Source organism: Xanthomonas sp. NCPPB 3174, from assembly GCF_056725205.1.
The window spans coordinates 2,898,718-2,922,323 of the sequence record NZ_CM161517.1 but is presented as its reverse complement, the minus strand read 5'-3'; the positions used below and the strand labels follow the sequence as shown (position 1 = coordinate 2,922,323).

Below are 23,606 nucleotides of genomic sequence, written 5' to 3'. Positions count from 1 at the left end.
GTGCAACGCTCGCATCCACGGAGCAGCTCTGCAGCACCGCCTGTGCGCGACGCCGCATCCTGCCTGCGGCATCCGGCACATTCCCGACCGCGCGCGGCTGCGCTCAATGCATGCGCTCGGGTGGCAAGGGACCGCGCAGCAGGGCATCGACGCTGACGAAGCGCCGCTGTTGCGCGACCTCCAGCCGCCGCAATGCGTCCTGCCCATCCAGGTACAGCCATCCGATGACGTCGTCGGCGCCGATCAGGACCGGCACTTCGTCCGGCAGTGCGGGCACTGCAGGCGCCTCGGTGAGCAGGGAGAAGCAGGAGAGATGAAAGCCCTCCTGGGTCTGCATGCTGCTGCGCAACCCGGCGGCGAACAGCGGACCCGGGTCTTCGCAGATCCAGGGGCCGCCACGTGCGGCGTCGGCGCTACGGAAGCCGGCGATCGGCACCAGGCAGCGCTGCGTTTCCCACACCGCGGTCTGCGCGCCCTGCCAGGCGCGTTCGCGACGTTCGCTGGTGATCAGCGGGTCCTGCGGCGCATCGCGGCGCCCGAACAGGGCGCGCTCGTTGCGCACTTCGCCGCCCCACAGCACCAGGATCTGCGCTTGCTGGCCGGCAGCGATCTCGCTGGTACGTCCGGCGGTGACGGGATCCTGCACCGGCCAGGCGGGCAGGCGGGATTGCAGAAAGCTGAGGATCATCGCGGTGCGGCCGAAAGCGGATGCCTTGTAGACGCAGGACGCGTGCCAGCATCTTCTTCTTCCCATCCGGCGCGTCGGTGCGCCCTGCGCCGCGCAGCCAGCGGCGCGCGCCAGCGAAAGTTTTTCAGTCGCGCAGCTTTTGCGCGCCTACCGCAGCAGCGTGACCAGCAGGCAGGCGCTGGCGGCGAAGGTCACTGCCACGGTGATCCAGCCGAGCGCGTTGGTGAGGCGGCTGTTGACGCGGCCGCGCATCAGCGTGCGGTCGTTGCTCATCCGCATCATCAGCAACAGCAGCGGCGGAACCGTCATGCCTTGCACGATGCCCGACAGCACCAGCGCCTTCATCGGGTTGACGCCGAGGAAATTCAGCCCCACCGCGATCGCCGTGACCAGCGCAATGGTCGCGTAGAACAGCTTCGCTTCGCGCGGCTGTGCGTGCAGGCTGCCCTTGTGGCCGATGCCCTGCACCAGGTCGTAGGCGGCGCCGGTGGTCATCACCGGTACCGCCAGGAAGCCCACCCCGACCACGCCCAGCGCGAACAGCCACTTGGCCGCGGGCCCGGCCAACGGCTCCAGCGCGGCCGCGGCCTGTGCCGCCGTGGCGATCTCGGTCTGGCCGGAGCGGTGCAGGGTGGCGGCGGTGGAGAGCAGGATGAAGTACAGGATGATGTTGGAGAACAGCATGCCCACCATGACGTCGCGACGGGTGCGGCGCAGTTCGCCGGCGCTGGCGCCCTGGCGCGCGGCCACGCTGCGCCGTCCGGCGGCGATCTGTTCTTCCACTTCCTGGTTGGACTGCCAGGTGAAGATATAGGCCGACAGCGAGGTGCCGATGCAGGCGACGATCATCGACAGATACTCCCGGCTGAACTCGGCGTACGGCACGAAGGTGCCGCGCAACACCTGGCGCAGGTCGGGGCGCGCCAGCAGCGCAGCGGCCACATAGGCGAACAGCGCCAGCGCCAGCCAGCGGAAGATCCGTTTCAGCAGGCGGTAGGATCCGAAGAATTGCAGCAGGAAGATCGCCAGCGCCGCTGCGACCACGATCGCCGGCACCGGCAGCGGGATCAGCAGGTTCAGCGCCGCGCCGATGCCGCCGAGATTGGCCGCCGCTTCGATCACGTTGCCGACGAAGGCGAACCCGACGGCCGGGTACAGCACCCAGCGCGGATAGCGGTCGCGGATGATCGCGAACAGCCCCTTGCCGGTCACCCGCCCCAGCTTCGCCGACAGGTAGACCACCAGGTACATCATCGGCAACAGCACCGGCGCGATCCACAGGAACGCGAAGCCGTAGCGCGCGCCGGCGCTGGCGTAGGTGCCGATGGCGGACGGATCGTCGTCGGCGGCGCCGGTGACCACGCCGGACCCCAGCAGACGGAACAGCCCGCGCCGCCGGGTAGGCGCGGGCTCGGCATGCGCGGCGGGTGGGGTCATCGCGATCGGCAGCTTGGGCAGAGCATCGACCCTAGGCAGGCCGGCCTAAATGCGGCGTCGGCGGTACTGCGTACGCGAAGTGAAGGCGGGCAGGTGCAGCACGATCGCGGCGCCTGCGTGGGGCAGGCGATCGCACCGCAAGCCACCAACGCAAACGGGCCGCAGCAAGCGGCCCGTGGCGTCGAAACAAGATGGAGGCCTGGGTCGGAATTGAACCGGCGTACGCGGATTTGCAGTCCGCTGCATAACCACTCTGCCACCAGGCCGGTGGACTGACGTCTTGCCGCAACGCCCTGGGCGCCCGACAAAAACAAAGCCCCGCTGCCGGGGCCCTGGCGCGGGAATCGGACGCTGCCTTGCGGCTCTCGTCCAACGCGTTGATTCAAAAGATGTTTTTGAATCAGTCCGGCGCGCAACGGACTGCATTGTGTACCAAGCACCACGGCTTGGCAACCCTGCACTGCGCGGGGCGCAGGCATTGCCGAGCCGCTGGATGCAAGGCCTTGCATGCGCACGTCGCGCCGCGTCGCGACTGGAATGCCGACCACAGCGCCATGCCGGTGGCAGTAGACAAGCGCCGCCTCGCGCCGATTCGCGCACGATCGCCGTGCCGCCGCGCTCTAGCATGACGCCACACCCAACCGAGACATCGCCATGAACCGATGGACACGCTGGAGCGGCACCGTGCTTTGCCTGGCCGCGAGCGCCACCGCCGCCGCGCAGACCTGCGCGCTGCAGTCGCAGACCGTGAACCTGCCGCTGGTCTCCAAGGCCACGCCGAAATTCGCCTATCAGGTGCGCGTGCAGCTCGGCAGCGATGCCGATGGCCGCAGCAGCGGCAGCCAGGTGCTGGAGGTGGATACCGGCTCCACCGGCGTGGTGGTGCCGCTGAGCGACGCGCTGCGCAGCGCCTGGGACGCTTCCAATACGCCTGGACACATCTTCTACTCGAGCGACAGCAAATACCATCCCGGCAAGTACGTGGACGTGCCGATGCGGCTCGGCGTCTCCGCCGACGGCAAGAGCGCCGCGGCGCGCGTGGATCGCATCACCGTGCTGGCCGCGCAGTGCACCTGCGATGTCGCCAACGTGGCCCAGCAACCCAAGCCGCTGGCGCAGGTGCCCGCCACCTGCGCCGGCTATGACGGCAGCCCCGCGCTGAGCAGCAGCACGCAGGTGCTGCGCAACTGCAGCACCATCTCCCCGAACTTCGGCATGATGGGGGTGGGCTACGACCGCGGCGTCGACGCCGCGCGCAATCCGTTCCTCAACCTGGTGCAGATGCGTGCGCAGCGCATGAGCCCCGGCTACATCGTCAGCGCCAAGGGCATCACCCTGGGCGTCAGCCAGGCGGCATTGCAGGGGTTCGCCATGGTGCCGCTGCAGCGTGGCGCGGCCACGGCGGGCGCGCCCAGCGACTGGCTGGCGCCGACCGCTTGCGCCAGTTTCCCGGGCAGCGGCAGCGACTATCGCGTCTGCGGCAAGCTGCTGCCCGACACCGGCGTGTCCTACATGATGCTCAACCCGGTGGTCCCGCCCGCCACGCCAGAGAGCCTGCAACACACCACTGACCTCGCCGGCCATCCCACGCGCGTGGTGCCGGACGCGACCCAACTGCGGCTCGACGTCGTCGACGCGAAGGGTCAGCCAGTATTCGGCTATGCCTTCGCGGTCGGCGACGGCAAGGCGGCGACGCCGGACAGCGTGCAGTGGCGCGGGCCGCTGAAGACGCCACCGGCCCATCTCAACAGCGGTCGCCACCTGCTCGCCGCGGGCGACTACGCCTACGACGCCGCCTGCGGGCGCGCTGGCTTCAAGGCAACGAACGTGGGTGAGTGAGCCTCGCCACCGCATCGTGTCGAGAGGCAGCCTGCGCATCGCCTCGCTGAGGACGCGGGCGCGATGGACACAGGCCGCCATCGCGCCCGCGCCGCCTCACCAGCGATACGTCGCCGTCGCGGTGACCCGACGCTGTTCGCCGTAGTAACAGTTGTCGTGGGCGTCGCAGTTGCTGAGGTAGGTCCTGTCGGCGAGGTTGTGTACGTTCAGGGCGAAGTTCCAGCGATCGCGGTCGTAGCCGAGCAGTGCGTCGAACAGGGTGAATGCCGGCACCTCGGCGCGCGCGGCGTCCAGGTCGCCGCGATTGGTGCCGGTGTAGCGCGCGCCCAGGCCGATGCGGATGCCGCTGTCGAAGCGATAGTCGCCCCACAGGGCGGCGGCGTGGCGCGAGACCGCCGACAGCGGCTTGCCCAGTTCACCTGGATTGCTGCTGGCGGTGACGTGCACCGTCGGCGTGTAGCTGTAGGAGCCGATCAGTTGCAAACGCGGCAGCGGGTGCAGCGTCGCCTCCAGTTCCAGGCCGCGGACCACGGTCTCGCCGGTCTGGCGCGGGACGTAGTCCGGGTCGTAGGTCAGGTAGTTGCGCCGGCGCAGGTCGAACACGGCGGCGCTGTACGACTGGGTGCCGCCGTCGGGCTGGAAACGCAGGCCGGCTTCGTACTGGCGCCCGCTTTCCGGGCGGAACGCGCGGCCGCTCAGCGGGTCGCGCGTGGCGGTCGGCACGAACGATTCGCTGTAGCTCAGGTACGGCGCCCAGCCGTTCGCGGCCACGTAAGTCAGGCCGGCGCGCTTGCTGGCCTTGCGTTCGACGATGTCGCTGCGGCTGCCGTCCAGGCGGCTGTCGAGCCGGCTGTCGGCGCGGTCGTAACGCGCGCCGACGGTCAGCAGCCAGCGCTCGCGCCAGCGCACCTGGTCCTGCACGTACAGGCCGGTCTGGCTCACCGTGGCGATGCCGTCGTACCAGGGGGCAGGCAGTTGGACCGGATCGCCGTAGACCGGATGGCGGATGTCCAGCGGCGTGGTGGTGCCGCCGCTGCGGCTGACCTGGTCGATGCGCGTGCGTTGGTAGTCCAGGCCGAACAGCAGTGTGTGCTGCACGGCGCCGGCGTGCAGGCGCAGCTCGAGCTGGTTGTCCAGGTTCAGCGCGTGCACCGTTTCCCTGCTGTCCGAGGCGCTGCGGCGCAGTCGGGCGAAGTTGGCCAGGTCCAGCGGATCGGCGGGATCGTCGATGACGAAACCGCGTCCTTGCACGCTGCGGTAGTCCACCTTCAGGCGGCCGTAGCGGGCGTTCTGGCGCAGGCGCAGCACGTCGTTGACGCGGTGTTCGAACAGCGCGGCGAACATTGCCGTGTCCAGGTCGAAACGGTTGTAGGTCGGGTCGCTTTCGAACAGGCGGCTGGGGAGATAGGTGCCGATCGCGGTCGGCACCAGCGATCCCACCGCCGGCCGCATGCGCAGGTACACGCCGGCGCGGGTGCGGCCGAGTTGCGAGAGCAGGGTGAGGCGGGTGGCCGCGCTGGGCGCCCAGGTCAGCGCCGGGGCCAGGAAGCGGCGGTCGTCGCGCATGCCACCGGCCGGCAGCTCGGCCTCGCGCGCCAGGGCAGTGAGGCGGTACAGCACGGTGCCGTCCTCGCTGAGCGGCCCGGACAGGTCGCCGGCGAGTTGCCGGCGCTGGTGATCGCCTAATTGCACCTGCAGCTCGTGCAGTGGTTCGGCGGTCGGCCGCTTGCTGATCGCGTTGACCAGCCCGCCCGGGCCGCTCTGTCCGTACAGCACCGAGGCCGGGCCGCGCAGCACCTCGATGCGCTCGGCGCCATAGCGTTCGATCGGCCAGATGCCCCAGTTGCCGTTGTTGCGCAGCGGCATGCCGTCCAGGTAGAAGCCGGGCGCATAGGCATCGAAGCCGCGCAGCGAGATCCAGTCGTAGCGCGAGTCGGTGCCGTAGCGGGTGGGGATCACGCCGGGCGTATAGCTCAGCGCGTCCTTGAGCGTCTGTGCGCCCTGGGCCTGCATGCGCGCGTCGTCGATCACCGACAGCGACTGCGGCGTTTCCAGCAGGCTGGTGTCGGTCTTGGTGGCGGTGCTGCTGCGCGTGCCGGGATTGCTGCGCTCGCTGACGCGCACGGCGGGCAGGGTGGTGGCGTCTTGCGCATGCGCGGCGTGCGGGCCGACCGTGACAAGGACGGCGATGGCGGCGGCCAGCGGTGCGACGCGGCGCGTGCGGCGCGCGAACGCCGGGCGGTAGAACATGGGCGACATCAGGCTGCTCCTTCGTTGCGATGCCTGTGCGCGACGAACGGGTCGCACACGCGGAGGGAAGGGCTGCCTGGGCGCGGGCCTGGGTGGCGAGGGAATGATGGGTCCGCCGCCGTGGCGGCGGCGGACGCTGCGTGTGCTGGGCGTTGCGCGAGCGGGCGGTTACCAGCGGATGCCTTCGAACGGGTTCCAACTGGTGCTGCCCTTCACCCTGTCCAGATAGTAGGCGTAGTTGGCGGTCATGCCGACCAGGATCGAGTAGGCGATGCCGAAGGCCCGGGTGGCCGCGTCCGGCAGGAAGGTCAGCACGATGCCGCAGCACAGCGAGATGGCGAGCAGCATCAGCGCCTTGCGCCACAGCCCGAGCACGAACAGGTAGATGAAGCCGAAGAAGAAGGCGAACCAGTTCATGTTGAGGCGCAGCTTCTCCTTGAACGGCAGCGCCTTCATCGCCTCCTTGAAACTTGCCGACTTGGGTTCGCCGTAGGTGTCGTAGAAGGTGAAGCGGAACTGCCATTTCGGGCTGTACTGGCTGTAGTCGTGGGTCGTGCTGTGCATCGGGGTTCTCTTCTTCGGGTGGTTGGGGTGGGGGAATGCGGGAGCGTCGACGCGCGCGACCGCGCCGGTCGGGCGTGGTGGTGGCGCGTTGACCTTTGGCGATGACGTGGGCACCGTAGGCGCGCTCCGCCGAGCTGGCTCGCCGTGTTTGCGGGGAGCGCCGGGAGTGGTAGGCCAGGAGGGACGCCCTGGCCGGTCTTGATGCCGCAGTCGACCAGGAGCTCGCGATGGTTCTGAGGGACATTTCCGCTACGGCACGCCGCGCGCTGCCGCTGCTCGTCGCCACCCTGTTGGCGGTGCCGGCCGCAGCCAGGCAGACGCTGCAGTGTCCCGAGCGCCTGCGCTTGGCCGAAGCGCCATTGCAGAGTCCCGACCTGCCGGCCGACGCCCGCGTCGCATTCGCCGCCGCGCCGTCGCTGCGGCTGTTCTCCAGTGGCGTCTATTCCGGGCCGCCGCGGGAAATGGCGGCGCTGGTGCCGAGCAACGAGGACACGCGCCGCCCGGGTGATGCGGGCGTGTCGATCTGGCGCTTCGATGCGCCCGACCCGCACGGTATTTACCTGGTGTGCGGCTATGGACCCGATGGCCTGGTGCAGGTGTCGCGGCGCGTCGAGGACGTCGCGCGTTGCGAGACGAGGCCGCTGCGTGCCAGCGGCACCGAGCCGGCCGCCGGTACCCTGTTCGTGTGCGAGTGAGGTCGCGCGATGGCAGGCGCGCGCAAGGCCGTGGCGATCACCGCGCAGGTGCTGTCCTGGAGCGGCTATGCGTTGGGCATGCTGCTGCTGTATGCCGTGTCCGGTAGCCCGTACGCATGGGTGGACTGTCCCGATCCGCAGTTGTCCTCCGCCAATTTCCAGCACAGCGGCAACGGGCGCCTGGTCGGCCTGTGCGTGCTGGCCGCGCTGCTGCTGGTGCAGGGCGTGCACGCGCTGCTGAGCCGCAGCCGCAGCGTGCGCCTGTGCTGCTTGGCTGCGATGGTGATCGCCTGCCTGGCCTGGTGCTGCTGGAACTGTGCGCCGTCTCCAGACTGCGTGCATGCGGGACTGACGCAGGCACGCGAACGCCACGCGGCGCATGTCGCGGGCAGTGACGTCCTTGTCGCGCGTGGTGCGGTGCTGCATCGGGAGAACGGTCGTCCAGGACGGCGGAGCGGCCGGCGCCGCGTGCGCCGACGCGATTCCAGCCCGAAAGGGAAACTCCTGGAGAAGAGACGAGCGAGGGAGGGCGATCCCTACCTCGGGATTCGGGATTGGGGATTCGGGATTGGCCAGGGCGGTGTAGCGCGGGCCTGACGGTTTCGTCGGTGATGGCGGGCGGCTGCTGCCAGGCGCCCGATCGCCCGACCCGGCGGTTGACTCAGCCCTTCGGCGTTTGTGTCTTCTTTTCGCGCGACTTGCGCCGCACGCGGCGACGCACCAGCCAGGCCGCCGCGGTCAGCAGCGCCAGCCCGGCCGCGCCCAGAGCGACTCGATGCGTGTGCACGAACTTGCGCATGGCCTGGCCGCGCTCGATCCACAGGCGTCGCCGCGCGCTTTCGAAATCCGGCGTCTCGCAGGCGCCCACGCCGAACACATAGGCCTTGCCGGGCACCGGGTTGAGGGCGCCGTGCGCGACATAGCGCTGGTAGGAGTGGCGCGCCTGCGCCGGGTCGAGGGTGATCAACCAGTCGGTGGCCTGGCACAGCACCGCGGCGTAGGCCTGGCTGCGTGCGGGCAGGTCGTCGGCGGCGCGATCGGCCAGGGCGGCGGCGATCCAGCGGTAGTGGTAGCGGCGGTAGGGCCGGGCGGCGGTGGCGGTCCAGCGCTGCGCTTCGGCGGCGGCGATCAGGCCGCCCGGGCGCAGCTGCGCATGCGAGGCCGCTTCGGCGTAGTTGCCGGCGTACACCCGGTTGTCCGGCCCCAGTTCGTAGCCCAGCAGTTCCATGCCCTGGCGACGCGCGATCAATGCGGCCTGGTAATGGCCCTCGGCGCGGCCGATGCCGGTCCAGGCCGATTCAGCCTGCCGCCGTGCATCGCGGTAACGGCGAGCCGCCTCGCGCAGTTCGGCCTGGGCGAAGTAGGGCAGTGCCTGGTCGTAGCGGCCGTCGCGCATCAGCCGGCGCGCCAGTAGTTCGCGCAGTTTCAGTGCCGGTGTCCGCTCCCAGTACTCGGCTGCCGCATCTGCGGCGGTCGGCGGCGCAGCGGGGACGTGGCGATCCACGTAGTCCTGCAGTTCCTGCACGGTGAGTACACGCTCGGCGACCGCGGCGGCGTCTTCCCAGTAGAGGTCGCCGCTGCGGTACAGCTGTGCGAACGCGTCGACGTAGCTGCCGCGTTGCAGGGCCAGGATCGCCGCTTCGCCCTCGATGCGGCACTGCGGTTTGACCGTCTCGTTGCTCCAGTCGCCGTTGCGGCGGGTGCCCCAATCTTCGTTCGGCGGGAAGCGCCGGGATGCCTGCGCATAGGCCTGGGCGGCGCGCGCCGCGTCGCCGTCGCGCATGGCCATCTTGGCGCGCAGCCACCAGGCCAGGCCGCTGTCGCCGGCATGCGCGAGCAGGCGCGCGGTGGCGGGGTAATCGCCCTGGCGATAGGCCAACGCCGCCAGCCGGTCGGCGTCTTCCACCGGTTCGCGCTGCGCCTGTTCGAGCAGGCGCAGGAAGCGCGCCGAGGACAGGGTGCTACCGGTCTCGGGGTCGAACGCGGTGGTGTCGCTGAGCAGTTTGGCGATCAGCAGCCGTCGCACCGCCTGTTGCTGCAGCAGCGGCGCCAGTTCGGCATCGCTGCGGCGGGCGAGGTCGGCGGCCACCTGCTTGAGCGAACTCATGCCGGTGTCAGAGCCCTGCGCCGCCTGCACTGCGTACAGGCCGATCGCGCCGTTCCAGTCGCCGCTGGCGAGCAGCAGGCGCGCCTCCTCGCCGAGGCTGGCGATGCCCAGCTCCAGCGGGTCGTCGAACCCGGCCAGGCGCAGCGCACGGGTCTGCTGGAAGGCCTGCCGCGCCTGCTGTCGGTACGCCTGCCGCTGCGCCAGCGCATCGCCGGCCAACGCGCCGTCGGCGGCCAGCGCGAGGCTGCGCCCCAGCGAGTAGGCGGCCCAGGTGCTGCGCGTGCGGCGCTGCGCTTCGGGCAGGGCCAGCACCTGGCGGAAATAGTCCGCCGCCTGCGGATAATGCCCCTGCGCGAATGCGACCGCGCCGGCGGTGTACAGGCGCAGTTCCGGCGGCAGGTCGGCCCCTTCGCGCTCGACGCGCCGCGCGTCGTCCAGCGCGCGGAGTTGTTCGATCCGGGCGAACCGCGCAGCGCCCAGTTGCGTGCGTTCGACGGCATCGCGCTGCTGCGGGAACTGCGCGCCGGCGTCCCAGTAGCGCGGCAGGGTCGCTGCGCTGGCGCGGCCGAGGCCGTCGATCGGCGCACCCAGGCGTTGCACCTCGCGGGCGAAGCTGCCTTCCGGCAACTGCGCCAGCGAGCCGGCGCGGTCGTCGAGCAGACGGTAGGGGAACTCCGGGCCGCAGGCGCGGGCGCGGCCCAGCGGCAGCAGGATCAGCGCGACGGCGAGCGCGGCGGCGCGCCGGGAATCACGGCAGGACATCGATGGCACCTGTGTGCAGGCTGCGGCAGCGGACCCAGCCAAGTGCCCGGCGTTCGCCGGCGGCCAGGGACGAGGAAGCGGTGGTGCGGTCGAAGCGGGGCCCCTGCTCCGGCAGGTGCAGCCGGTAATCGCCCAGGGCGTCGCCGGCCTCGCAGGTGCTGCCGTGCAGGACCACGCGCCGCGGCAGCGCAGCCGCGGCGGTGCCGTGGTTGGCCAGGATCAGGTCGTAGACCGGGCCGCTGCCGCTGGCGTGTACCTGCACCGCCGCCTGCAAGGGACGCCCGTGCACCACCGCCTGCAGCGTCGCCAGCGACCAGGCGCGGCGATCGCCCGGCAGCGGCAGGCGGAACCAGACGATGCCGGCCAGGTGCGGCGGGCGGTGCGCGTGCAGCGCCTCGACGAAGACGGCCAGCTGCTGTGGCGACACGCGCAATTCGTGGCGCGTGCCGCGTGCCGACAGCGGCGCTTCGCTTTCGATCAGCGGCGTGGCGTCGGTATCGGCATCGGCGTTGTCGACCAGGGCCACGCCGTAGGCCGGCAGGGCCAGCCAGAACGGCCTGGCGCTGCGCTGGGCGTAGCGGTCGGCCCAGTGTCGCGCCTGCACCGGATCGAACAGGCCCGCCGCGGGCGCGTCCACCGCATGCACCTGCAGCACCGAACTGTCGACCGTGCGCAACAGCGGCGCCAGCGCCGGGCTGTCCAGCCAGGCGGGCAGGGCGGTGATGCTCAGCGCCAGATCGGTCGGCAGCGCGCCGCGCAGCTGCCGCAGCAGCACGGCGTAGGCGGGCAGGCGCGCGGTGGCGCAATCGTGGTCGATCTCCACGCCGCGCAGCGCCACGCCGGCCGCGCGCCAGCGGCGCACCAACTGCAGGACCTCGGTGTCAATCCGCGCCGCGTCCAGTGCCGGCAATTGCCCGTCCAGCCGCACCACCGCGATCACCGGGCGGCCATCGGCGGCGAGCTGCCGCAGATCCACCGCGGCGCGGCCCCAGCCGGCGCGCGGATGCGCCTGCAGCGCCAGCACGCGCAGCGCTGCGAAGTCCGCGCGGGTCTGCGCCAGCGCCACTGCGTGCGCGGCGCTCCACTGCCGTTGCCAGACGTAGACCTGCTGCTCCAGCGGTGCCGGTGGCGACGCCGCGCAGCCGCCAAGCAGCAGGCTCAGCCCGAGGAGCGCGTGGCGCAGCGACACGGCGGCCGGGTCAGGACACGCGCGGCCACTGCCCCGTCGGGCGGGCAGTGTGCGAAGCGTGGCTCATGCGCCGGCCATCACGAGAACAGCCCGAACAGCCGCTTCTTCGGCTTGGCCGCCAGTTGCTGGGCCAGGTCGTAGCTCTCGCGCACGTCCGCGCGCTCGTGCAGCGCCAGCGAGCGCTCGAAGGCGGCGACCGATGCGGGATAGGCGCCGAGGTTCATGTGGCAATTGGCTTCCATCATGTACAGCTGCGCCGCCGAGCCGGGGTCCGCCTGCAACAGGTCGTCGTCGAGCAGGGCGCGCGCCGCGTCGCAGGCCGGCAGTGCGCTGCGATAGTCCTTGAGCACGTAATGGCAGTTGGCCTGGTAGTAGTGCGTGTAGAAGTCGTCCGTGCCGTCGCGCTGCACGGCGAGGAAGTCCTGCAGTGCAGCCTTGGCGTCCGGCAGATAGTACAGCAGCAGGTAGCCGCGCCCGTGCCGCGCGCGCTTGCGCGCCTGCGCGTCCTGCTGCTGCGTGGTCTGGGCGATCAGGGCGCCGTAGGCGTCGACCGCGGCCGGGTACGCGCGCGCCTCGCCGAGCGCGCTGGCATGCACGAACAGCGTGTCCAGGTCGTGCGGATTCGCCTGCGCGGCCGCCTGCGACAGGTCGGTGTCGACCTGCTGCGGCTGCAGCCGGCCCAGCGCCCGCGCGGCGGTGAGGCGATGGTGCGCCTGTACCAGCGCGTACAGGCGCAGCAGGTCCGGATCGGCCTGGGCGTCGTCGGGCAGCACCTCGAACGCCTCCTGCGCCGCATCGGCGATCTCCAGCACGTCGGCATGGCGGCCGACGCGGTTGAGATGGCTGCACGCCGCCTGCGCGCAATCCAGGAACAGCGGCGTGTCCAGGTCGTAGTCCAGCATCAGGGTCAGCGCCAGCTCCGCCGCCTCGGCATGCATGCCCTGCTGGCGATAGGCCGTACGCAGGTTCTGGTACAAGAACTGGAACTGGTTGTGGCGCAGGCCTTCCTCGAGGATGGCCTGCGCCTGCGCGTACAGCCCGCGGTCCAGGTACAGCAGGCCGAGGTTGTTGCAGCACATCGCGAAGCTGTGGGTGTCGGTGTTGCAGGTCGCCGCATCGCCCAACTCCAGCGCCTGCCGAAACAGCGTGGTGCCGTGCTCGTAGAGTGCGAACTGCACGGCATCGACGTAGCCGGCGTCGGCCGGATCCATCCCCGCGTGCTTCCATTTGCCGATGGACACGCCGGCGCCGTAGTAGTGGCAGGCGTGACGGTCGCGGAAATCCAGCTGCAGCAGCTGTGGCGATTGCCCGGTAGGCAGCGCTTCCATCTCGAACAGACGGACCTGCAGATCCACCTGTGGCTGCAGCGCATGCGCCGTGCGGTAGGCGTCGATCGCGGCGGCGGGTTCGTCCAGCCAGTAGTGCGCGCTGCCGAGCAGGCGGTGCGCCTCGGCGTCGTGCGGGGCCAGGCCGATCGCGCGCTCGGCCCAGGCGGCGACGGTGCGCAAGGCCTGCGCGCGGTCGCCGGTGAAATGTTCGCTGCGGTCCAGGTAGACCAGGCACTTCAGCCGCCACGGCGCCGCCTCGCCCGGCGTTGCCTGGATCCGCGCATCGCAGCGCTGCATCAGCAGGTCGAGGTCGGCCGCCTGCAGATGGTTGAGCACGGTGGTGCCGGACCACAGCGTGTACAGGCCCTCGAGGTCGTCCTGGTGGAGGGCGGCCATGCCGCGTTGGATCAGGGTCTGCATGCAGCGGATGCTCCGGAACAGGGCGGTGCGGGAACCGGCAGCAGTGCGCGGCAGCGTCTCCCGCGGGGGACGTTGCGGTAGATAGACGAGCCAGTCGCGGCTTTCCCTACCGTGCCGCCTCGCGCGACTAGGGCGCCGCCGCCCCGAAGCGCCGGGTGTACTGCACGAATAGCTGGCGGCCGACGGTGTCGAACCAGGACATGTCGTAGAACGGATACACGGTGGCGCTGCGATCGCGTGGCGGCATCGCATCCAGCAGGTTGGTCGCGGCCAGCGAGAGCGTGCTGCGCGCGTCGAGCCAGCATTCCACGGTGGCGTTGACGCGGTAGCTGGCGCCGATCCAGGGCGATCGTCCGCTGCCGGGATCGTGGCGGCCGAAGGCCGATTCCCAACTGGGCAGGCGCCCCAGCCGTTGCGCATGCAGGGTCGCCGACCAGGCCTGGCGCGACCAGCGCAGGCTGGCGTTGGCCTTGGTGCGCGGCATGTCGACCCCGCTGTTCGCCGCGAATGCGTCCTGCATCGGCTCGCCGGCGTAGAGCTGGGTGCGGTACTGGCGGACCCAGGTGTAGGCCAGCGACACGTCGAACGTCCCGACGCGCGTCTCGCGTTGCCCGTGCAGCAGCGCATCGATGCCGCTGGTGGTGGTGCGCGCCAGGTTCATCGGCGCCAGCGCGACGGCGTAGAGCCGGCCGTCGGCGCTGCGGGACACGCGGGCGATGCTCTGCTGGCAGGCGGGCGAGGCGAGCGGGCGGCGGCCGAGGCGGCAGTCGGCTTCGTCGCGCAGCGCACGGTCGGCGGACAGATCCTGCACCTGGTCGCGCAGATCGATGGCGAAGTAATCCAGGCTCAGGTCCAGCCCCTGCCGCGGCGACCACACCAGCCCGGCCGTCCACGAACGGCTGGTCTCCGGCTTCAGGTCCAGGTTGCCGCGGCGCCGGCGCAGCAGCGGTTCGCTGTCGAAGCGGCAATCGGCCGCGGCCACGGCGGCGTCTTCGCGGGCGCAACGGAGATAGTCCGTGCCCACGCTTTCGTCGATGCCCTCGCCGGCGTACAGGTAGTGCAGGTCGGGTGCGCGGAACGCCAGCCCCTGCGAGGCGCGCAGCAGCAGGCGGTCGCTCGGTCGCCATTCCAGACCGTTGCTCCAGGTGAAACGGCCGATCTGGCGGCCGGAGTAGACATAGCGGTCGTAGCGCACCGCGCTGTCCACGGTCAGCGGCTCCAGCAGCGGCAGGCGCAGTTCCGCGGCCAGCGCCCCGCGCCGACGCTGGCCGGCGCCGTCGGCGTCGCGCCAGCTGTAGTAGTAGGACTGGGTCGCCAGCGGGTCGGGGTGCAGGGCGTAGGCCTGCGCGCCGACCTCGGCGGTGAGGGCGAGGCCGGCGTCGCCGCCGCGCAGGCCGACCAGTGCCGGTTGGCGCAGGGTCAGCGTGGCCGCGTCGACCCGCGTTTGCGGTCGGTAGGTGGTGCGTGCGGCGATCGCGGCGTACTCGGCCGGCGTCAGCGCGGTGTACAGCCGTGCGGGGTCGGCATCGAACATCGGATAGCCCGAGCCCGGGTCCACGCCGACCTGCTCGCCGAGGAACAGGGCGTTGGCACGCGCGGCGACGATCTGCGGCCAGGTGGTGCGCAGGCGCGCCTGGGAGTGGCTCAGCACCGCCTCGTAGGACCAATCGCCGCTGCCGAGCGCGCCCTCGACGCCGGTGGCCACGCTGAGCCGCTGCTGCCGGTTGTGGACCATGCCCACGTCCAGCCCGCCCATTTCCTCCGGGGCGAACTGCCGGCTCCAGTACTCCACCTGGGCGGTGCGGCGGTTGTAGAAATAGCCTTCCTCGTTGCCGTCCGGGCGCATGTAGGCCCAGCCCGGTACGTCGCGCATCAGCGCGATGTCCTGCAGGCCCACCTGCACGTCGGCGAACCACTCGGCACGCGTGCCCAGCGCGCGGTGCAGCGTGGCATAGGCATCGAGACTGCGCCGGCGGTGCAGCACGGTGCCGTAGCCGATGGCGCGGCGGCTGCCGCAGTAGTAGCCGGGCAGGCCGCCGCCGCCTTCGCCGTCGCGCGCGCTGTAGCCGGTGTCGTGATCGTTGAGCGACGCCAGCCGCGCACAGGTCGCCGCGCCCGGATCGAGATACACGTCGTTGGCATCGGTGCGCAGGAACGCGCGCCGCGGCGCCGCCGCGCGCGCGGTGGGGGCGTCGCTGCTGGAATCCTGGCGGGCGCGCTGATATGCCCATAGCGGCTGGTGCAGATTCGCCTCGACGCTGACCAGGCCGGACAGCGTCTCGCCGGAGAAGCCGTGGGTGAGGCTGGCCTGCAGCGTGCGTGCGTCGCCGCGGCTGCTCTGGCCGAGGCGGGCGTCCACGGTGGTGCCGTCGGCGTCGCGCTTGAGCAGGATGTTGATCACCCCGGCGATCGCGTCGGAGCCGTAGATCGCCGAGGCGCTGCCGCTCAGCAATTCGATGCGCTCGACCATGGCCAGCGGGATGCTCGCCACGTCGACGAAGTTGCTGCGCCCGTTGAACGGCAATGGGAAGTCGGCCACGCGGCGGCCGTTGATCAGCACCAGGGTGTGGTTCGGACCCAGCCCGCGCAGGCTCACCTGTTCGGCGCCCGGCGTGTAATCGGCGCCGCTGGCCGATTGCTGGCTCTGGGTCTCGCCGCCGTTCTGGGTCAGCGCGCGCAGCACATCCGGCAGGCGCTGGAAGCCGTTGGCGCGGATCTGCCCGGCGTCGATCGCCGTCACCGGCGCCGGCCCCTCCAGTTGCGCGCGCGGGATGCGCGAGCCGGTCACCTGCAGCGTGGCGAGTTGCGCCGTCGCCGCGGCAGCAGGTGGCACAGGCGCCGGTGCGGCGACCGCGGCCAAGCGCCGCAGCACCAGATCGCTGCCCTCGCGCCGGGCCTGCAGGCCGGTGCCCTGCAGCAGCGCGTCCAGTGCCTGCAGCGGATCGGCGATGTCGTGCACGCCGCGGGTGGACAGGTCGCGGACCAGGTCGGGCCGATACAGCAGTTGCAGGCCTGCCTGCCGCGCCAGCGCGTTCAGTGCCGGCGCCAACGGCCCGGCCGGGATGTCGAAGCCGCCTGGCTGCGCGATCGCCGCGGCGGCTGCCGTGGCGAGCAGCGCGCCGCACGTCAGTCTCCGCTGGATCGAGCGATGCGACATCTCCACCTCCTGGTGGTGCGATGGAACGGGGCGTGCGGCGTGGCGCAGCACGGCGCGGCTGCGGCGGCTAACGGCGGTGCAGGATCACCGCTTCCGCATGCGCTTCCATGCTGACCGGATACTCGCGTTCCAGCAGCCGCGCGAAGCCCTCCAGGTCGTTCCAGCGGATGCTGCCGCTGATCCGCAGCGCCTGCAGCGCCGGATCGGCCAGCACCAGCGGCCGCCGGTTGAAGCGGTTGATCTCGGCCACCGCCTGCGGCAACGCCACGTCGTCGAAACTGAGGTAGCCCTGGCGCCAGTCCAGTTGCCGCTCCGCCTCGGCGATGCTGCTGCGCTGCACGCGCGCGCCCTGCGCATCCGCCGTGGCGATGCTGCCGGCCGGCAGCAGCACGGCCTGCGTGCGGTCCATGGCGTCGGTCTCCTCCATGCGCACCATGCCTTCGGTCACCACCACGCGCAGCGCATCGTGGTCCTGGCGCACGTCGAAGCGGGTGCCGACCGCGACCACGCGACGCACCCCGCTCTGCACCACGAACGGTCGCGTCGGATCCTTGCGGACCGCGAAGAACGCCTCGCCTCGCTGCAGCACCACCCGGCGCGCCTGCCGCCCGATGCTGGCCTTGAGCAGGCTGTCGCTGCTCAGCGTCGCCTGTGAGCCATCGGCGAGGGTGACGGTGCGCAGTTCGCCGATCTCGGTGCGGTAGGCCTGGGCCATCGTCATCCCTGGCGCCAGGCGAAGATACAGCCCGGCGGCGACCGCGACGCTGGCCGCGGCCCCGAGCGCGGCCAGCAGCCATCCGCGGCGACGGGAGGCGGCGCGCGGTCGCATAGCGCCCGTGCGCGGCGTGGCTGGCGGCGGAAGCGACGGTCCCGGCGTCACCGTCAGGCCCGTGCTCAGGCCGCGCGGCGCCGGGTGCCCTGCGGGAATGCCGGCGCCCAGCGCGCGCAGGCGCGCGGCCTCGTTCCAGGCCACGTCCAGGCGCAGGAATGCGACCCGGTGCGCGGTGGACGCCTCCAGCCACGCGTCGAGTTCGGCCTGGTCCGCCTCACGCCAGTTGCCGCTTTCGCGCCGCGTCAGCCACTGTGCGGCCAGCGCTTCAATCGCCCAGCTTTCCATCTTGCGGTTCCTGCAGCACGACGGGCATCGGCGCGGCGGTCACCACCGCGCCATGGAAATGATCGGCGAGCAGGCGCACGCCCTTGGCCATGTGTTTCTCGACGGTCTTCTCGCTGATCCCCAGGCGCACCGCCACCTCCTTCTGCGAAAGTTCCTCCACCCGCCGCAGCCAGATCACCTCGCGGCAGCGGTCCGGCAGCCGGTCCAGGGCATGGGCCAGCCGTGCCAGCACCTGGCGGCCGCCGAGCCAGCGTTCCGGCGAGCGTTCGTCCACCAGGACGTTCAGGTCGTCCGGATTCCCCACCGCCTCGATGGAGACGATACGGCTGCGCCGCACCCGGTCGGCCATCAGGTTGCGCGCGGTGGCGAACAGGAACGCCTGCGGCGTGTCCGGCAAGGCGCGCCGCGCCGCTTCGTAGACGCGCGTGTAGACCTCCTGGCGCAGATCGTGGATCTCCTGCGGATGCGGCCAGCAGCGCATCAGGTAGGCGATGAGCGCCGACTCGTGGGCGAGGATGTGCTGGGCGAACCAGCGGTCCAGTTCATTCGCCATGGCATCGCTCCATGCAGGCCCGCCGCGCACGCGCACGGCGGCGCAGGCGCTGGGCGTGCGCGTCGCGGCGCGGGGGGGGCGGTGCTGCCAGGGAACCGCCGCAGCGGCAAAGCAGGGTGCGTCCTGTCACTGTGCTACTCCTCGGTCCGCTGCCATGGGGGAAGCGGCGGTCTGCTTCGTCTATTCCAGCACGGGCCGAGGCGATCGGCCCGGTCACTCCATCTAGTTTCCCACCAAGGACCCGGCCAATGCACCTGCTGTCCCGTTTGCGTCACCACACCTTCGCCCTCCTGCTGTGCGCGCTGCCGCTGGCTGGCGCCACCACCAGCGCATCCGCCGAGCCGGCGCGGCCGGAGGTGGCCAAGCAAGTCAAGGCCTACGCCTCGGCCGATGGCGTGAAAGTGTCGACGCTGCGCTATGGCCCGCGTGAGCGCCAGCAGGCGCTGATCCAAGTCATCGACGCGGACAGCGCCATCGACGGCAGGATCCTGCTCGCCAGCACGCGCAGCACCGACAGGGACACGCGCTACACCGTGCAGCTCGACGGCCGCCCCTACGTGCTGCTGATCGTCAGCGAGGCCACGGGCGAGTTGTACGTGCCGGGCACGCCGAAGCCGACCTCGGTGCGCTACGACGCCGATCTGTCGGCGCAGAGCAATCCGGAGCACTACCTGACGGACTACCAGGAGCAGGGGAACGGGCGCTGACGCGCTGCGGCGTTCTGGCATGCCGGCACAGGTCGTTTTTGCGATGATGCCGGCCTCGCCATTCGCGCCTGAGCTCATGCCCCCAACGCGCCCCGTCCTGCAGTGCATGCGCGTCATCGGCGCGGCCTTGGTCGCCGCGCTGAGCCTGGGCGCTGTTGCACAGGCGGCGCCGCCTGCGCAGACCGTCACCCGCTGCGGCTGGTTCGACAATCCCACGCCAGGCAATGCCACGCTCGTGGACAAGGACGGCGAGTGGACCGTCGGCCAACAGGGAGGGCACCAGGCCGAGGGCACGTGGCCGACGTTTCCGCCGGCGCGCTGGGTGGCGACCGGCACAGGCAGTGCCGGTTATGGCTGCGCCTGCCTCAAGGTGCGCGCGCGTGACGACACCCAGGAGGTCACCACGATCGTGGCGGCCACGGTGCAGTCCTTGAAGACCTGCCGACAGGACAAGGCGCTGCAGGGCAGGGAGCCGGAGAATCCGCTGAAGTAGCGCCTCGGTTGCGTGGCCGGATGCCGGCGCGTTGCCATCGGGGACGCGTTGCTGCCGAGAATGCGCAACGCGATGCAGGTTGGCCGGCGGTTCCAACGCCACGCGAGCGTCTTGCTGGCCGCGTCGGGAAGGCGCTGCGCCCGTTTCCGGCGGTGGGGCTCCGATTCAGCGAGGTGGTCATGCCCGGCCGACCTCGCCATGGTCACCGTTCGCTGCGTTCAGGATCGGACGGCCGCGGTTGCGTGTCGCGCCGGCTGGCCGGTCCGCACCAACGCCGCAGAACCGCGAATGGAAAGGCCGAATCGCGATCTGGCACGCCGCCGGCCGGCGGCGGACATTTTTTTGCAACGAAGGGCTAGCGCACCTCCAGGGAGGCGTGTAGAATGCGCGGCTCCCAAGCGGGAATAGCTCAGTTGGTAGAGCGCAACCTTGCCAAGGTTGAGGTCGCGAGTTCGAGTCTCGTTTCCCGCTCCAGATTGCGTCACATGCCTCTTGCGAGGCGGGTGAAACCCCGAAAAAGGAGCTGCAGCTCCTTTTTTCGTTTCCGCGATCCGTCTTTTCCCTGAGAACGCCAGATCCGGCCTCGCTGCCGGCGCTGCGCGCTGCGCCTTCGCTCACGCAAGCGAGCCGGCGAGGAGCGCCTGTCTGGTCGCATCGTCGGCGGGGTAGAAGCATTCCAGCGTCAGCTCCGCCAGGGTCACGTCCGTTGCGGTACCGAAGACCGTGGTGGTGGAGAGAAACGACAGGATGCTCCCGCTGGCTCCGCTGCGGATCGAAAGCGGCACCGCGATCCGCGCGGCAGCGCCATGCGGGCGATCGCTGGCCGGACAGGGGAAGCCGTTGAGTTCGGCATGCAGCCTTTCGAGCTCGGGATCGGCCGATCGGTCGATGTCGAGGCGAAGCCGGGCCAGCAGATGGTGCCGCCATTCGGCGAGGTTGGCGATGCGCGGCGCCAGGCCATCGGGATGCAGGGTCGCGCGCAACACGTTGACGGGCGCCGCCAGCAGCGCCGGATCGATGCCGACCAGCATCGCGGCCGCTGCGTCGTTGGCGCGTAACAGGTTCCAGTGACGGTCGACCGCAAGTGCAGGAAACGGGGTGTGAGCGCGCAGCACCGCGTCGACGGCCGCCAGCGCGGCCGCCATGTCGGGCGCGTCGAGGGCGCGTTCGCCATGCACCGGCGCATAGCCCGCCGCGTGCAGCAGCCGGTTCTGTTCCCTGAGCGGCATCGCCAGCGGTTCGGCCAGGCGCAGCAGCAGGTCGCGGCTGGGCGCCGCCCGCCCGCTCTCGACGAAGCTCAGATGGCGCGTGGACACCTCTGCCGCGCAGGCCAGATCGAGTTGGCTGAGCCGGCGCCTGGCCCGCCAGTCGCGCAGCACGTCGCCCACGGTGATCGCGTGTGTGGTCATGTCCTCATCCTAGCGACCTGCGGCGGTGGGGCCATTACCTGTGAGGTAATCGCGTCGTCCGATCGGCATCGGCATGCTCGGCCCATCAACGACGAGGAGATGGCGATGAACGACCCGGACACGCTGGCACGTGCCTATCTTGCGCTATGGAACGATGCCGATGCGGCCTCGCGCGACCGGCGCTTGGCGGACGGCTGGACCCCCGATGCCCGCTACGCCGACCCGATGATGACGGGCGCAGGCCATGACGGCATCGCCGCGATGATCGCGGCTGCCCGCGCACAGGTTCCCGGCCACCGATTCGCGCTGCGCGGCACGCCCGATGCGCATGGCGCCTTCGTGCGCTTTTCCTGGACGCTGTCGCCCGAACACGGCGCGCCGATCGCCGCCGGCACCGATATCGCCCGACTCGCAGCGGACGGGCGCATCGCCGAAGTCATCGGCTTTCTCGACAAGGACAGCGCATGACGCCGGCCTTCATCGCGCGTGGCGACGGTCATGCGCTGTTCGTGCGCGACTGGGGCGAGGGTCCGCCTGTGGTCCTGCTGGCGGGCTGGGCGATGGATGGCCGGATCTGGGGCGACACCATGCTGCATCTCAACGCCGCGGGCCTGCGCACCATCGCGTACGACCGCAATGGCCACGGACGATCGACCGACCGTGCCGACTACGGCTACGACGCGCTCGCCGACGACCTGGCCGCCGTGCTGGAGACGCTCGACCTGGAGGGCGTCACCCTGGTGGCGCATTCGGGGGCGGGCGGCGAGGCGATCCGCTACCTCGCGCGCCATGGGCGTACCCGGATCGCGCGATTGATCCTCGTCGGCGCGACCGGCCCGCGGGTCGTCGGCGACGTCGGGATCACTCCGGCGATGGTGGATGCATTGTGCGCGCAGCTCGCCTGCGACCTGTCGGGCTGGATCGACGCCAATATCGCGCCCTTCGCGCCAGGTGCATCGGACCGCGTCAACGCGTGGATGGCCGCCATGGTGCTGGACTGCTCGCGCCGCGCCGTGGTCGCGTTCCAGCGCACCATCGCGCTGAGCGATCTCTCGGCGGAGGCCGCCGCGCTCACGTTGCCGGTCACCCTCCTGCATGGCGATCGCGACGTGTCCGCGCCGCTCGATGCCAGTGGCCGTGTCTATGCGGCGATCATCCCGGGCGCCGAACTGATCGTCTACGAAGGCGTGGCGCACGGCGTGATGGTGACGCATGCGGCGCGGCTTGCCGGCGATATCGTGCGGCGGGTGAGGTGCTGCGCATGAGCTGCGGGTCGAGAGCGAACGCGACGGCGCCGATCGTGTCGCCCAAGTGCAGATAGCGGAGACGCTGGCATGAGTGCGAGAACACTTCCTGAAACGTACGTCATCACCTTCCACGTCAAGCTGGATCAGGTCGACCGCTTTCGCATGCTGCTCGACCCGGTGCTCGACGCGATGCGTCACGAGCAGACCTTCGTGCGTGCGGCGCTGCACGTCGATCCCGAGCGGCCGAATGTCTTCCAGCTGCACGAGACCTGGGCCGATCGCGAAGATGTCCTCGACGTGCAACTGCATCGGCCGTACCGGCGGGAGTGGCGCGCCGCGTTGGACGACCTGCTGCTTGCGCCGAGGCAGATCGCCATCTGGACGGTGTTGCGCGCCGATTGAGGTCGGCCGCGAATGACGGAGTGCGGTTGGAGGAGGCTGGACTCGGTTTCGCGCGAGCATCGTGGTGGAGACGACCGCGAACCTGGCCGAGGTCGCGCAGACCGATGCGCGGTTGCGTGCAAGGACATCGGCGCCTCAGCGTCCATCGCCTGACGCACCGTTCGTCTGCTGGCGCATCGTCGCGGGGCCGACCGAAGGCGCTGCGCAGGTGACCGCTGCGTCCGTCATCAGTTTCGCCAGCGCAGCCCGGGCGATCGGGCGCGCGGCCTTGTTGTCGAGGCGCGAAAGCCGGGCGATGTCCAGGCCCGTCGCCTGGGCAAGCCGCAGACCCAGGTAGTAGCCGAAGCGATCCGGCAGCCCATCCGGGGGACGACCGCCCATCTGCAGGGCGCTGGAGGTCGCCGCGCTGTCGGCGTCGTCGAAATGTGCAGCGACGAAGCACAGGGCCACCGACCAGCGGCGTTCGGTCGCTGCGCGAATGGGTGCGGGGATGTCGAGCAGCAATTGATGATCCGTCGCCTGCGGCACCAGTGTGGCGGTCGCGTCGACGGCCAATGCTTCCTGCCACAGCGTGCACCAGAGTTGGTCGCAATCGGCGAAGTGGCGGGCGTGTTGCAGATGGAAGAGCTCGTGGATCAGGAACGGTTCGAGCGAATCGTCGGCGTGGTACTTCGCGATCAGGTCGGCGCCGAAGAGCATCACGTGCCGCTTGCCGGGCTGCAGGTAGTCCGAACCGCCATCGCGCTGCCCAAGCGAGTGATAGAGGTAGACCGGCAGCGGTGACGCGAAGCCGGGAAATGCACGCTTGAATCGCGCGATCGCACCGCTCAGGGCGGCCGGGAAATCGGCGATGGCGCGGTCGTAGCCCTCGTGATCGGCGGAAAGCTGATGCAATGCGGCGCCGATCCGCTTGTCTGTGCCGGCACCTTCTGGATAGAGCCCGGGCAGCATCGCATCGATGCGCGACCGGACCGCTGCGATCCGTGCATCGTCCGGTTGGCCCGCCGTCTCGAGCGCGGCCTGTTCGAACGGCGTGGCGAGATCGACATAGTGGGTCGCTGGCGCCGCGCTCGCCGAATGAGTGATGGTCGAGAGGCCGATGGTGAGGCAGATGCAGGTCAACAGCCTGCGCCCATTCCTGGCGTGTCCCATGTTCGCTCCTGGCGGATCCGGTGGAGGGAAAGTCCCGCTTCGTGGGACATGCGTCGCGCCCATCGCGTCCGCATACGCGGGCGAGGGGGG

The 23,606-nt window shown here is 70.6% G+C and carries 20 protein-coding genes and 2 tRNA genes; 9 read left to right on the top strand and 13 right to left on the bottom strand.

Annotated elements, in window-relative coordinates:
* Positions 1–103: 103 nt before the first annotated feature.
* From AC1PK7_RS12990 to AC1PK7_RS12980, 3 genes are all read right to left on the bottom strand, one after another.
* Positions 104–688, bottom strand: coding sequence for an SOS response-associated peptidase family protein (locus AC1PK7_RS12990; RefSeq protein ID WP_481098403.1), 585 nt, complete (start codon positions 686–688; stop codon positions 104–106).
* Positions 689–835: 147 nt separating this feature from the next.
* On the bottom strand, positions 836–2,125 hold the full coding sequence (locus AC1PK7_RS12985) for an NRAMP family divalent metal transporter (RefSeq protein WP_481098402.1): 1,290 nt from the start codon (positions 2,123–2,125) through the stop codon (positions 836–838).
* A 192-nt stretch (positions 2,126–2,317) separates the two neighbouring features.
* Positions 2,318–2,391: transfer RNA gene (locus AC1PK7_RS12980), tRNA-Cys, on the bottom strand.
* 388 nt (positions 2,392–2,779) lie between these two features.
* On the opposite strand from AC1PK7_RS12980, the gene AC1PK7_RS12975 reads away from it, so the two are divergent.
* Positions 2,780–3,964 (top strand): hypothetical protein, encoded by a 1,185-nt coding sequence (locus AC1PK7_RS12975; protein WP_481098401.1) that lies wholly within the window; start codon positions 2,780–2,782, stop codon positions 3,962–3,964.
* A gap of 96 nt (positions 3,965–4,060) precedes the next feature.
* Here AC1PK7_RS12975 and AC1PK7_RS12970 read toward each other — a convergent pair whose 3' ends face one another.
* Together AC1PK7_RS12970 and AC1PK7_RS12965 are read right to left on the bottom strand one after the other, a co-directional pair.
* Positions 4,061–6,223 carry a TonB-dependent siderophore receptor gene (locus tag AC1PK7_RS12970; protein ID WP_481098400.1) on the bottom strand — a complete coding sequence of 721 codons (2,163 nt, stop codon included), beginning with the start codon at positions 6,221–6,223 and terminating at the stop codon, positions 4,061–4,063.
* A gap of 159 nt (positions 6,224–6,382) precedes the next feature.
* Positions 6,383–6,778, bottom strand: coding sequence for a DUF2628 domain-containing protein (locus AC1PK7_RS12965; RefSeq protein WP_019802298.1), 396 nt, complete (start codon positions 6,776–6,778; stop codon positions 6,383–6,385).
* Positions 6,779–7,005: 227 nt separating this feature from the next.
* On the opposite strand from AC1PK7_RS12965, the gene AC1PK7_RS12960 reads away from it, so the two are divergent.
* Together AC1PK7_RS12960 and AC1PK7_RS12955 are read left to right on the top strand one after the other, a co-directional pair.
* Positions 7,006–7,473, top strand: a complete 468-nt coding sequence (locus AC1PK7_RS12960; protein WP_481098399.1) for an STY0301 family protein — start codon at positions 7,006–7,008, stop codon at positions 7,471–7,473.
* A 30-nt stretch (positions 7,474–7,503) separates the two neighbouring features.
* Entirely contained in the window at positions 7,504–8,070 is a 567-nt protein-coding gene (locus AC1PK7_RS12955; protein ID WP_481098398.1) for a hypothetical protein, read from the top strand.
* A gap of 64 nt (positions 8,071–8,134) precedes the next feature.
* Here AC1PK7_RS12955 and AC1PK7_RS12950 read toward each other — a convergent pair whose 3' ends face one another.
* From AC1PK7_RS12950 to AC1PK7_RS12925, 6 genes are all read right to left on the bottom strand, one after another.
* Positions 8,135–10,342: a hypothetical protein gene (locus tag AC1PK7_RS12950; RefSeq protein ID WP_481098397.1), complete on the bottom strand. Its 2,208-nt coding sequence runs from the start codon at positions 10,340–10,342 to the stop codon at positions 8,135–8,137.
* Positions 10,329–11,531, bottom strand: coding sequence for a DUF3142 domain-containing protein (locus AC1PK7_RS12945; protein WP_481098396.1), 1,203 nt, complete (start codon positions 11,529–11,531; stop codon positions 10,329–10,331). The genes AC1PK7_RS12950 and AC1PK7_RS12945 overlap by 14 nt, the downstream gene beginning before the upstream one ends.
* Positions 11,532–11,608: 77 nt before the next feature.
* Positions 11,609–13,279, bottom strand: a complete 1,671-nt coding sequence (locus AC1PK7_RS12940; RefSeq protein ID WP_481098395.1) for a tetratricopeptide repeat protein — start codon at positions 13,277–13,279, stop codon at positions 11,609–11,611.
* A gap of 127 nt (positions 13,280–13,406) precedes the next feature.
* The gene (locus AC1PK7_RS12935; protein WP_481098394.1) at positions 13,407–16,436 is read right to left on the bottom strand and encodes a TonB-dependent receptor domain-containing protein; all 3,030 of its coding nucleotides are present in this window, start codon (positions 16,434–16,436) and stop codon (positions 13,407–13,409) included.
* Positions 16,437–16,503: 67 nt separating this feature from the next.
* On the bottom strand, positions 16,504–17,553 hold the full coding sequence (locus AC1PK7_RS12930; RefSeq protein WP_481098393.1) for a FecR family protein: 1,050 nt from the start codon (positions 17,551–17,553) through the stop codon (positions 16,504–16,506).
* The gene (locus AC1PK7_RS12925; protein ID WP_481069268.1) at positions 17,534–18,106 is read right to left on the bottom strand and encodes an RNA polymerase sigma factor; all 573 of its coding nucleotides are present in this window, start codon (positions 18,104–18,106) and stop codon (positions 17,534–17,536) included. The genes AC1PK7_RS12930 and AC1PK7_RS12925 overlap by 20 nt, the downstream gene beginning before the upstream one ends.
* A 248-nt stretch (positions 18,107–18,354) precedes the next feature.
* Here AC1PK7_RS12925 and AC1PK7_RS12920 point away from each other — a divergent pair, with 248 nt between their 5' ends.
* From AC1PK7_RS12920 to AC1PK7_RS12910, 3 genes are all read left to right on the top strand, one after another.
* Positions 18,355–18,813, top strand: coding sequence for a hypothetical protein (locus tag AC1PK7_RS12920; protein WP_481098392.1), 459 nt, complete (start codon positions 18,355–18,357; stop codon positions 18,811–18,813).
* 19 nt (positions 18,814–18,832) lie between these two features.
* Positions 18,833–19,306, top strand: coding sequence for a DUF4087 domain-containing protein (locus AC1PK7_RS12915; RefSeq protein WP_481098391.1), 474 nt, complete (start codon positions 18,833–18,835; stop codon positions 19,304–19,306).
* A 398-nt stretch (positions 19,307–19,704) separates the two neighbouring features.
* Positions 19,705–19,780, top strand: a tRNA-Gly gene (locus tag AC1PK7_RS12910).
* A gap of 140 nt (positions 19,781–19,920) precedes the next feature.
* Here AC1PK7_RS12910 and AC1PK7_RS12905 read toward each other — a convergent pair.
* Complete coding sequence (locus AC1PK7_RS12905) at positions 19,921–20,715, bottom strand: helix-turn-helix domain-containing protein (protein ID WP_481098390.1); 795 nt, start codon at positions 20,713–20,715, stop codon at positions 19,921–19,923.
* Between the two features lie 105 nt (positions 20,716–20,820).
* Here AC1PK7_RS12905 and AC1PK7_RS12900 point away from each other — a divergent pair, with 105 nt between their 5' ends.
* The 3 genes from AC1PK7_RS12900 (at position 20,821) to AC1PK7_RS12890 (ending at position 22,364) form a co-directional block, all read left to right on the top strand.
* On the top strand, positions 20,821–21,183 hold the full coding sequence (locus AC1PK7_RS12900) for a nuclear transport factor 2 family protein (RefSeq protein ID WP_481098389.1): 363 nt from the start codon (positions 20,821–20,823) through the stop codon (positions 21,181–21,183).
* On the top strand, positions 21,180–21,980 hold the full coding sequence (locus tag AC1PK7_RS12895) for an alpha/beta fold hydrolase (protein WP_481098388.1): 801 nt from the start codon (positions 21,180–21,182) through the stop codon (positions 21,978–21,980). Before AC1PK7_RS12900 ends, AC1PK7_RS12895 begins: the two co-directional genes overlap by 4 nt.
* Before the next feature lie 69 nt (positions 21,981–22,049).
* Positions 22,050–22,364 (top strand): putative quinol monooxygenase, encoded by a 315-nt coding sequence (locus AC1PK7_RS12890; RefSeq protein ID WP_481098387.1) that lies wholly within the window; start codon positions 22,050–22,052, stop codon positions 22,362–22,364.
* A gap of 135 nt (positions 22,365–22,499) precedes the next feature.
* Here AC1PK7_RS12890 and AC1PK7_RS12885 read toward each other — a convergent pair whose 3' ends face one another.
* Positions 22,500–23,516: a DUF2268 domain-containing putative Zn-dependent protease gene (locus AC1PK7_RS12885; protein ID WP_481098386.1), complete on the bottom strand. Its 1,017-nt coding sequence runs from the start codon at positions 23,514–23,516 to the stop codon at positions 22,500–22,502.
* Positions 23,517–23,606 lie beyond the last annotated feature (90 nt).

Bases quoted from the DNA above. Each gene is read 5' to 3' on its own strand.
- AC1PK7_RS12990 (WP_481098403.1), bottom strand. From the start codon at position 688: ATGATCCTCAGCTTTCTGCAATCCCGCCTGCCCGCCTGGCCGGTGCAG.
- AC1PK7_RS12985 (WP_481098402.1), bottom strand. From the start codon at position 2,125: ATGACCCCACCCGCCGCGCATGCCGAGCCCGCGCCTACCCGGCGGCGC.
- AC1PK7_RS12975 (WP_481098401.1), top strand. From the start codon at position 2,780: ATGAACCGATGGACACGCTGGAGCGGCACCGTGCTTTGCCTGGCCGCG.
- AC1PK7_RS12970 (WP_481098400.1), bottom strand. From the start codon at position 6,223: ATGTCGCCCATGTTCTACCGCCCGGCGTTCGCGCGCCGCACGCGCCGC.
- AC1PK7_RS12965 (WP_019802298.1), bottom strand. From the start codon at position 6,778: ATGCACAGCACGACCCACGACTACAGCCAGTACAGCCCGAAATGGCAG.
- AC1PK7_RS12960 (WP_481098399.1), top strand. From the start codon at position 7,006: ATGGTTCTGAGGGACATTTCCGCTACGGCACGCCGCGCGCTGCCGCTG.
- AC1PK7_RS12950 (WP_481098397.1), bottom strand. From the start codon at position 10,342: ATGTCCTGCCGTGATTCCCGGCGCGCCGCCGCGCTCGCCGTCGCGCTG.
- AC1PK7_RS12940 (WP_481098395.1), bottom strand. From the start codon at position 13,279: ATGCAGACCCTGATCCAACGCGGCATGGCCGCCCTCCACCAGGACGAC.
- AC1PK7_RS12935 (WP_481098394.1), bottom strand. From the start codon at position 16,436: ATGTCGCATCGCTCGATCCAGCGGAGACTGACGTGCGGCGCGCTGCTC.
- AC1PK7_RS12930 (WP_481098393.1), bottom strand. From the start codon at position 17,553: ATGGAAAGCTGGGCGATTGAAGCGCTGGCCGCACAGTGGCTGACGCGG.
- AC1PK7_RS12925 (WP_481069268.1), bottom strand. From the start codon at position 18,106: ATGGCGAATGAACTGGACCGCTGGTTCGCCCAGCACATCCTCGCCCAC.
- AC1PK7_RS12920 (WP_481098392.1), top strand. From the start codon at position 18,355: ATGCACCTGCTGTCCCGTTTGCGTCACCACACCTTCGCCCTCCTGCTG.
- AC1PK7_RS12915 (WP_481098391.1), top strand. From the start codon at position 18,833: ATGCCGGCACAGGTCGTTTTTGCGATGATGCCGGCCTCGCCATTCGCG.
- AC1PK7_RS12905 (WP_481098390.1), bottom strand. From the start codon at position 20,715: ATGACCACACACGCGATCACCGTGGGCGACGTGCTGCGCGACTGGCGG.
- AC1PK7_RS12900 (WP_481098389.1), top strand. From the start codon at position 20,821: ATGAACGACCCGGACACGCTGGCACGTGCCTATCTTGCGCTATGGAAC.
- AC1PK7_RS12895 (WP_481098388.1), top strand. From the start codon at position 21,180: ATGACGCCGGCCTTCATCGCGCGTGGCGACGGTCATGCGCTGTTCGTG.
- AC1PK7_RS12890 (WP_481098387.1), top strand. From the start codon at position 22,050: ATGAGTGCGAGAACACTTCCTGAAACGTACGTCATCACCTTCCACGTC.
- AC1PK7_RS12885 (WP_481098386.1), bottom strand. From the start codon at position 23,516: ATGGGACACGCCAGGAATGGGCGCAGGCTGTTGACCTGCATCTGCCTC.